This is a genomic window from Eudoraea sp. (assembly GCF_049665975.1).
Lineage (GTDB): Bacteria > Bacteroidota > Bacteroidia > Flavobacteriales > Flavobacteriaceae > Eudoraea.
In genome coordinates this window covers 1-9013 of the sequence record NZ_JBATGR010000386.1, presented here as the reverse complement: position 1 = coordinate 9013, position 9013 = coordinate 1, and the positions used below count along the sequence as shown (strand labels likewise).

6 protein-coding genes and 1 pseudogene are annotated in these 9013 nt (G+C 36.9%); 2 read left to right on the top strand and 5 right to left on the bottom strand.

Annotated features, from left to right (window positions below):
• Nucleotides 1–281: 281 nt before the first annotated feature.
• From WBN20_RS13080 to WBN20_RS13060, 5 genes are all read right to left on the bottom strand, one after another.
• On the bottom strand, nucleotides 282–1643 hold the full coding sequence (locus tag WBN20_RS13080; protein WP_424282017.1) for a mannosyltransferase: 1362 nt from the start codon (nucleotides 1641–1643) through the stop codon (nucleotides 282–284).
• Nucleotides 1644–1779: 136 nt separating this feature from the next.
• Nucleotides 1780–3267 (bottom strand): cellulose synthase family protein, encoded by a 1488-nt coding sequence (locus WBN20_RS13075; RefSeq protein ID WP_424282016.1) that lies wholly within the window; start codon nucleotides 3265–3267, stop codon nucleotides 1780–1782.
• Between the two features lies 1 nt (nucleotide 3268).
• Nucleotides 3269–3958 (bottom strand): glycosyltransferase family 2 protein, encoded by a 690-nt coding sequence (locus WBN20_RS13070; protein ID WP_424282015.1) that lies wholly within the window; start codon nucleotides 3956–3958, stop codon nucleotides 3269–3271.
• Nucleotides 3959–4180: 222 nt separating this feature from the next.
• The gene (locus tag WBN20_RS13065) at nucleotides 4181–5764 is read right to left on the bottom strand and encodes a 4Fe-4S binding protein (protein ID WP_424282014.1); all 1584 of its coding nucleotides are present in this window, start codon (nucleotides 5762–5764) and stop codon (nucleotides 4181–4183) included.
• A 54-nt stretch (nucleotides 5765–5818) separates the two neighbouring features.
• Nucleotides 5819–7165 (bottom strand): NAD(P)/FAD-dependent oxidoreductase, encoded by a 1347-nt coding sequence (locus WBN20_RS13060; RefSeq protein ID WP_424282013.1) that lies wholly within the window; start codon nucleotides 7163–7165, stop codon nucleotides 5819–5821.
• A gap of 116 nt (nucleotides 7166–7281) precedes the next feature.
• On the opposite strand from WBN20_RS13060, the gene WBN20_RS13055 reads away from it, so the two are divergent.
• Nucleotides 7282–8283: a glycoside hydrolase family 113 gene (locus WBN20_RS13055; RefSeq protein ID WP_424274715.1), complete on the top strand. Its 1002-nt coding sequence runs from the start codon at nucleotides 7282–7284 to the stop codon at nucleotides 8281–8283.
• 85 nt (nucleotides 8284–8368) lie between these two features.
• Nucleotides 8369–9013, top strand: a pseudogene (locus tag WBN20_RS13050) (N-acetylmuramoyl-L-alanine amidase); the annotation flags it as partial.

Genomic DNA, 9013 nt, shown 5'->3' with positions numbered 1-9013 from the left:
GCCGATTCGGCAATAGTGTCACTAATTATTTTGGCGTATTTAAAGTGCGATTCGTTAGCAATTAATATTTCCATTGCTAGTTTTTTTTAAATGGTAAAAAATATTTGATTTGACAGTGCGGAAATGGACTCACCTATTTCCAGGAAAGAATACACCCTTACGGGCGTGGACGTACAAAGGAGCGCACGGGAACAGAATTCCAAAGAGGTAAAGTTATGTTTGTGCATTTATTCATTGCAGATCAAATGTACAAATTAAATTGAACTATCATAATTTGTGTTCTAATTTTTACGAATTAGCAATTTTTGACGGTTCAATTTAAATATTTCGTAAGCCATAAATCCAAATACCACGAAATATTCAATAAAGATTAATCCAAGATTCTCTTTAAATTCAGGATTCTCATAGGCAGAATAACTTAAAATGATTACTAATGACCAGGCCAGTGGAAAACGGTAATCTGTAAAAATGCTCAGTCCTAAGAGGAAAATTATATACCACGGATGCACGGTCGGGGAGAGGAAGTAATATAGTGCTAGCACCCAAAATATAGAACTTATCAGGACCGACAACTTTTTATTATCCATTAAAAAAGTAAGTAAGAACACCAAACCTATCATTGTATACGGAATTAATTTTCCATAGATTTTAATTAACTCCCATGGCTTGGCATCAAACTCTATGGCTATTAGTTTAATTAGATTGTAGAAGCCAGCATTGAATTCAAAATTAGAAAACCACAAGCCTACGGTATCGGTGTAATTGTTGAGGAATAAGGGCGAGTAGAATGGTAAAACACCCAGTAAAATGATTAATCCCAGAACTATGTAAAATTTAATACTTTTCCTAAATCCAAAGTAGCCAATAAACAAGGGGAGGAACATTAAAGGAACGAGTTTCACCAAAATAGAACATGCAAATGCTATGGCTGCAAACAACCACTTGTTTAGGGTAAGCAAACACAAACCCCAAATAAAGAAAAATAACATCACACCTTCAAAATGCAGATTACCGGTAAGTTCTATGATTACCAGGGGATTTAAAAAATACCAAAAAATAAGATGTGGTGATCTGTTTAAGTGTCGTAGTAATTTCTTCCCAAAATAATAGATTCCAATATCGGCCAGGACAATAATAGATCTCATGGCTATTAAAGATCCCATAATGCTCTTCCCGCCTAAAAAGACAGAAATAGCAAACAGCAGTTGATTTAAAGGCGGATAGTTACTATAGTGTCTGGCACTTAAAGAACCCATTCCGGTGTGCAATTCCTGAGCATTAGCCAAAAGTATCTCACCATTTTCCATAATTGCATCAGGGGACTGTAAATACGGGTTAATACCGGCGAGGACTAATTCACCATCCCAGATAAATCTATAGAAATCCTGAGACAAGTTTGGTTCGACTAAAAGAAAGACCAAACGAAAAAGAATACCGGAAAGCAGCAGGAAATTAAAATTCCACTTTTCAAACTGAATCAGCTTAAAACAAAGAAAAAAGAGAGCAAAAAAAAGGCTTATAAGCTTTATGAAATCTGTTCGCACAAGATCATATGCGAAGCTGGTATAGAACAAGAGACTTGCCAATACCATGAGAATTGAAAATTTGTGGAGATTCCAATAGGAAGAAATCCTTGAAGCCATTGGTCTTAATAGTTTGGTCTCTACAAAGTACACAAAATTTGATAATTTTCAAGCACTTAAAAGTGGTATAAACCTTCAACTACAAAAATCCAGAGAATCTCAATTCGGGCTATAAGTAAAGCTAATAATTATGGAATTACGCCTTGGCCGATAGCGATTTAAGAGCTACAAAACCGAATCCCAGGAATAGCATGAAATGAAATGGGAACAAACCAAAATCATTTAGCGGAATAGCGCTGTACATTCCAAAAAGGAAATAGATCATCAGGCCGAACTCAAGAATCATATTTGGAGATATCTTTTTAACCAGGTATTTGTTACCCTTCCAACTGTCTGTAAGATTGTTGATATTAAATTTTGGAGTACGTACAAATTCACTTCTTTTCCCCATATGTCCTTCAAGCACAGCAACGGTATTATGCAAGGAGAAGCCCAGTGCTACCGAGAAAAATGTAAAGAAAAGCTTTATATAATCCACAAACTTATCAAAACTGCTCCCCTGAATACTTTTATAAGTGAACCAATAGCATATGAATAATATGACCGTACTTAATATGAAAAAGCTGGTTACTTCAAATATCCAACCTAAATGACCATACATGTTCTTTATATAAAGCATTGGAATACTCAATATAGCTACAATAAAAACAAACAGGAACATAGAACTGTTTAACAGGTGCAATACCCCATGAAATTTAGTTTTTAATGAAATATTCTTAGCGGCGATAACATTCCAAACAGTCTTTTTAAAGTTTTCTGCCCCACCTTTATTCCATCTGAATTGTTGAGACCTCGCAGCGCTAATAACTACAGGAAGTTCAGCAGGAGTTTCAACATCTTCAAGGTATTTGAATTTCCAGTTTTTTAACTGAGCTCTGTAACTTAGGTCCAGGTCTTCAGTCAAAGTATCACCTTCCCAGTTTCCAGCGTCCAGAATACACTCTTTTCTCCAGATACCCGCAGTACCGTTAAAATTAATAAAATGACCCTTTGAATTTCTTCCAACTTGTTCAAGCGTAAAATGTGCATCAAGTGCAAAAGCCTGAATTTTTGTAAGTGTAGAATAATCTCTATTAATATGCCCCCATCTGGTTTGAACAACACCTATTTCCTCATCTTTAAAATAAATAACTGTTTTCTTCAACCAATCGTAATCCGGAAGAAAATCGGCATCAAAAATAGCTATGAAATCACCTTTTGCGATTTTCAGACCTTCTTTTAGGGCCCCGGCCTTATAACCCGACCTGTTTTCTCTTCGAATGTGCTGTATATCTAATCCGGTTTCCTGCAGAGCTTTAATTCTTCCTGCTGTTTCTTCAACCGATAACTTATCTGTGGAGTCGTCTAAAACCTGAATTTCAAGTTTGCTTTTAGGGTATTCCATTTTGGAAATATTTTCCAGCAAGCGTTCCACAACGTATTCTTCATTGTATATGGGTAGCTGAATAGTGACAAAGGGAATCTCCTTTGCGTCCAGTAAATTGTATTTAGGGGCAACCTCATTTATCTTCTTATTCCCTAAATAATTAACCAACAGGTTTAATTGTGCCAGGCTGTAAAAAAAGATCAGTAATAAGGCTGTGCTGTAAATTCCGATAATAATGTAAGCAATAATTAGTCCCATATTATTTTAAACTGTATTTAAAAATCCAAGCCAATATTTTAACGCCTGCAAAGATACTACCTTTTACTGTACCAGACACTTTAGATATACCAATTCTTTTCTTGTAACGCACTGGTATTTCGATATATGACATTTTGTTCTTAAGTGCTTTTAGTTGCATTTCAATGGTCCACCCGTAGGTTTTGTCCTCCATTTCCATCTCCAAAAGCTTCTCGTATTTAATTGCCCTAAAAGGTCCTAAATCTGTAAAAGTTGAACCAAAAAATATTTTCATTAAAAATGTGGCTAACTTATTGCCAAAAATTTGCTGCGGAGTCATAGAGCCATCCTCACGCAATGCTTTTGATCTCGCTCCGATCACCAAATCTACATTCTCATCCAGAATAGGTTTTACTATTTTACTTAGCTCTTCCGGATAATCTGAATAGTCTCCATCGATAAATACGATAATATTAGGCTTTCTGGACTTCTTAGCTATGTAATCCATTCCGCAGAGACAGGCATATCCATAGCCTTTTCTAGTTTCATTTAACACTGTAGCTCCTGCTCTTGTTGCATTTATTGCAGTATCATCTGTTGAGTTATTGTTTACAACAATTATTTCAGAAACTATAGCTGGAATTTCCTGAATGACCTTTGCAATAGAATTTGCTTCATTATACGCCGGGATTATGACCTTGATTTCTGTCATATTATGAAAAATGATTCGTTAATCTCCACATTTCTTATTTATTCTAAATATTCTTTTGTCTGTGCGGCGCAAAAATATCACTATTTATGGCATGATAGGTATCTGAAATAATTCTTTTTAAGTGGGTTTTATTTGGGAGAGTGTAAAAGGCGCGGACAATATGAAAGACGGGTAAAACAAGATTTAAAAACGGTAATAAAGTAAACCGGTATTAAGTAATATTTATTTTTGGTTTACCAGGGTCATTAAATCTACATCATTGCCTAATAAGACCTCATTGCCATCAATACGTCCTTTTAGGGGGCCATTCTCAAGTTTTAAAACACCTCTCGGGCAGACTGCAGAACATATGCCGCAACCAACACAACTTGAGCGCACAATGTTTTCACCTTTCTGAGCATAAGCACGTACATCAATACCCATTTCACAATACGTAGAACAATTCCCACATGAAATACATTGGCCTCCGTTAGTTGTTATCCTGAATCTTGAAAACAAGCGTTGTTGAAAACCTAAAATTGCCGCCATAGGGCATCCAAAACGACACCAGACCCTATTGCCAAAAATAGGATAGAAACCAGTGCCAATAACCCCTGAAAAAATACTTCCAATAAGAAATCCGTATGATTTCCTTAAAGTTTCAGATTTAAACAGAAATACGTCGCCATCTCCACTGAGAAAGTGAAAACCAATCAGGGCCATAATTATCGTGAAATATCCAATTGCACCATAAAGGGCATCTTTTTGAAATTGTTCTCGTTTAAATACCATTACAAGAACAAAAATTAAGGTCAATAACAGGGCTACACCAATAAGAAAAGTATTTTTAGTTAACCAGTACTTACTGGTATCATTGCCCAGATAGGAATAAATTACGGCTGTAGTCATTAGAGTAACAAAAACAACAACACTATGTACCACCCAGCGTTCTACTTTCCAGGCCGATAGTTTTTTGTCGCTTAGCTGTCTAAATGAATCCCCTGCGGTTTCGGCCAATCCTCCGCAACCGCAAACCCAGGAACAGTACCAACGTTTACCATATTTATAAGTCAGAATTGGGGAGATCACAAACACGGATATTATGCCAAATATGAGCATGGCCATACCAACATCTCCTGAATCTATAAATGCATTTATCCGGTATCTTTCAAAATTATAATAATTTAAAGGCCAGATATTCTTCAGATCATAATAAGGGAGTTTACCATTTAATCTGGCCATTATTTCGGGAATGATAAATGCAAAAGCTGTTTGAAAGAACATAACGCTTATGGTACGAATCATTTCGTATCTGTTGTGCCTGTATTTCCAAATAAATTTTATACCGAAAGCCAGAATGGCCACTGTATACAGTGATCCGTATACAAACCACTGACTGGCCGGATTGCCGCTCAATAATCTGCTTAGTGGGTCAAATAACGCAATTATACCTGTATTTGAGCCATTCTTTACCAGTCCCAGGAATTCCGGAAAAAAGTAAAGGACTATATAGAATCCTGTAAGTGTTATCCCGGTTATCCAGGCCCATAATCCTTTAGAAGATATTGATTTAAACCAAACACCGTCATTTTTTATACCCTTTAGTCTTTGGGCATATGCCTCTTTTGTAAACCAAAATACGCCGATAAAAATAGCCGCCAGGGAAATGATCAGCCATATTCCTTTATTGGGAAAGTTTACATTAAAACCAGCAAGCAGCACTATGAAAAGACCTGATATTCCTAATAGTACGGCCAATTTTTGAAACCGACTCAAAGCCACAGGTGGTTGTCCTGCCAGTGCCATGCTTTTATCCAAAGTGCTCATTCTTTATTTCAGTTTTATTAGGGTTTTAATGATCAAATTTTAGAGTCAAAAGATTCATCCGATTGCAAAAATTCGTTTCCAGTTTTTCTTTTCTGGCTTAATATCAGTGCCAAATTCTAAATTAAATTTAGCAGCAATTTCATTTTCATAATCTAAATAAAATTCAGGATCAAAATTGGCATCTTTAAGGTATTTAATTACATGCATAACATCTCGTCCCTCGTTTAGCCATTTATCTAAGATCTCGTGGCGGAGGCGAATTCCAAAAGTATTTAGTCCCAGGAACTTCTTGGTTTCTTTCTGAAAGGAAATAGTCAGACATATTTTTTCAGTGGAGTGTCGCCAATGAAAATGTTCCTCATATTCTTTTCTGCCGTTAGTACTAAAAACCCATCCATAAGTTTGGTATTCTATGTCCAGAAATTTAGCCGAATTAAACCAGTGTCCTGGTTTGTATTCGGTTCTGTTACCACAAATAGTCTGGGCAACTGTCTCTCCCATCATACGTCCTGTATACCAAACAGCTTCAATTGGCCTGCGATTACCAATAGGTTCTTGTTGTTCCGCACAGTCTCCAATAGCATAAATATCTTTGATATTTGTTTCAAGAAAGCGGTTTACCTTAATTCCCCTTCCCAACTCAATTCCGGAGTCGTTTAAAAATGAGACATTGGGTGAAACACCAGGAGTTAATCCTACCAATTGACATTCAATCGTTTCGTCTTTATCGGTAATAACAGCCTTCACCCTGCCGCTTTCATCAGCCAGGATTTCATTCAAATTCGTCTCCAGATGCAGGTCTATATGATGATCCAGTATGTGTTCATTGAGCATCTTAGAATCTCCATCTGGTAGCACACCATCCCAAAAGTTTTTTTCGCGGACCAGAAAAGTAACTGGAATATCTCTGCTTCGAAGCATTTCAGCCAATTCAATTCCAATTAATCCACCTCCAACAATAACAGCACGTTTGCAAACTTCTTTATTGGGGGCATTAATTTCTAATAAATCGAGATCTTGTTTGGAATACAAACCCTGTACCCCATGTAGATCCTGTCCTGACCAGCCAAATTTATTGGGTTTTGACCCGGTGGCCAGAATTAACTTGTCGTATTTTAATATTCGGGCGTCCTCAATCTGTAGTTCTTTTTTCTCATGATCTACCTTACTGACGTAGCCCCGCAGGAGTTCAATCTTGTTTTTCTCCCAAAACCAGTCTTCATATGGCTTTATATGTTCAAACTTCATATGACCCATATAAACATACATCAATGCTGTTCTGGAAAAGAAATGATCGGTTTCAGCAGAAATTATTATAATTCTCTTATTCGAGTTTTTACGGATATGTCTTGCGGCAGTTACGCCTGACACTCCGTTCCCAATAATTACAATATTTTCCATCTTGTTTATAGGTTGATAGGCATTATGTCGAATATAAAGATAATAACTTAACACCTTCTGTAAATTTCGATCAAGATTTATTACCTTATTTTTGTAAATGTCCTTTTAAATTTATTATGAAGAGATTCGGGTTTTTACTATTGCTCTTTCTTCAATTGTCTTGCACCAGTCAGGCGGTAAATAAGATTAATGGAATAAGTTTTGTCGCTTCCAGGGATAAAGCTGTTCAGGAGCATGTAGATGCTTTCCTGAATATTCATGCGGATCATGCAGCTGTAATGCCATTTGGTTTTATAAGAGATGTTTCAAGCCCGGAAATAATTTTTGATACGGACCGTCAATGGTATGGGGAGACTCAGGGTGGAGCCAAACAGTACATTGAATTGTTGCGGGCAAACAAAGTTAAGGTGATGCTAAAACCCCAAATTTGGATATGGCGTGGGGAATTTACAGGGGGATTAAAGATGGAAACAGAGGAAGACTGGAAGATTCTGGAGGCATCCTATGATAAATTTATGCTTACTTATGCCAAATTAGCCCAGGATACAAAAGCTGAAATTCTTTGTATTGGCACAGAACTGGAGCAATTTGTGATGAACAGACCAAAGTATTGGGAAGATTTAATTGTAAAAATCCGAAAGGTTTACAAAGGTAAATTAACCTATGCTTCAAACTGGGATGAATACAAACGAACCCCCTTTTGGGAATCTCTTGACTATATAGGCATAGATGCCTATTTTCCCTTATCTGATGCCAAAACCCCAACGGTAGATGAGTTAAAGGCCGGTTGGAAGCCCTGGAAAGAGAATATTGCTGCTCTTTCAAAAAGAACCTCCCGTCCTGTACTTTTTACAGAATTTGGATATCGAAGTATGGATTATACGGCAAAAAAACCATGGCTTGTTGACCGTAATGAGGAAGGTGTGAACCTGGAGGCTCAAGTAAATGCCAAGAAAGCTATTTTTGAAGAATTTTGGCAGGAAGACTGGTTTGCAGGAGGGTTTGTGTGGAAGTGGTTTCTTAATCACGAAAAAGCAGGTGGGGGAATGGATAACAGATTCACACCTCAAAATAAACCTGCCGAAGAAATCATTAAATTGTTTTATCAATCTAATTGATCACCATATTTTTCCCTTTTATTTCTATTCTGAGATACTTGCAATTTGGCAACATTTTTGATAATCTTTGTAAAAATTGATTATTGTGCCTCAAAAATTTATAAAACCACTTTTAATACTCCTTTGGTTTCCACTCTTAACTATGGTGGCACAGGATTCGCTGAAATCAGTTGTTGCCGAAAAAGGGGATGGTATTTATTCATTGCTTCGCAAGCAGGGGGTTGACCCCTATATCACCTATGATGATTTTATTGCTCTTAACTTACCCAGACTTAGAGATAGTTTGCATTTGTATGAAGGAATGGCCTATGTAATTCCCAGAACAACAGAAGATAGTCTGGAAATCGTTAAAGAAGAGACCAAAGTTTCCGGAATAAAAAATTCTGTAAAGGGTATATCCTATGATATTTTTGGTGAGAAATATGCCGAGGTAACTGGTAAAAGCGAGCGTTTAAAAGGCACAGTATATTATTTGATTTCTGGACATGGGGGCCCTGATCCTGGCGCTATGACCCAATATGTTGGGAAATCTATTTCAGAAGACGAATATGCTTATGACGTAACCCTAAGGTTGGCAAGAGAATTACTTGCCCATGGGGCACAGGTTTATGTTATTGTACGTGATCCCGATGACGGTATTCGAGATGAACGAATTCTGGAAATGGATAAGGATGAGTTAGTCTTACCAGACCAGACCATTCCTTTAGACCAAAAAGACAGGCTTGAGCAA

Excerpts from the sequence above, each read along its gene's own strand:
- WBN20_RS13075 (WP_424282016.1), bottom strand. The coding sequence starts at position 3,267 with ATGGGACTAATTATTGCTTACATTATTATCGGAATTTACAGCACAGCC.
- WBN20_RS13080 (WP_424282017.1), bottom strand. The coding sequence starts at position 1,643 with ATGGCTTCAAGGATTTCTTCCTATTGGAATCTCCACAAATTTTCAATT.
- WBN20_RS13060 (WP_424282013.1), bottom strand. The coding sequence starts at position 7,165 with ATGGAAAATATTGTAATTATTGGGAACGGAGTGTCAGGCGTAACTGCC.
- WBN20_RS13055 (WP_424274715.1), top strand. The coding sequence starts at position 7,282 with ATGAAGAGATTCGGGTTTTTACTATTGCTCTTTCTTCAATTGTCTTGC.
- WBN20_RS13065 (WP_424282014.1), bottom strand. The coding sequence starts at position 5,764 with ATGAGCACTTTGGATAAAAGCATGGCACTGGCAGGACAACCACCTGTG.
- WBN20_RS13070 (WP_424282015.1), bottom strand. The coding sequence starts at position 3,958 with ATGACAGAAATCAAGGTCATAATCCCGGCGTATAATGAAGCAAATTCT.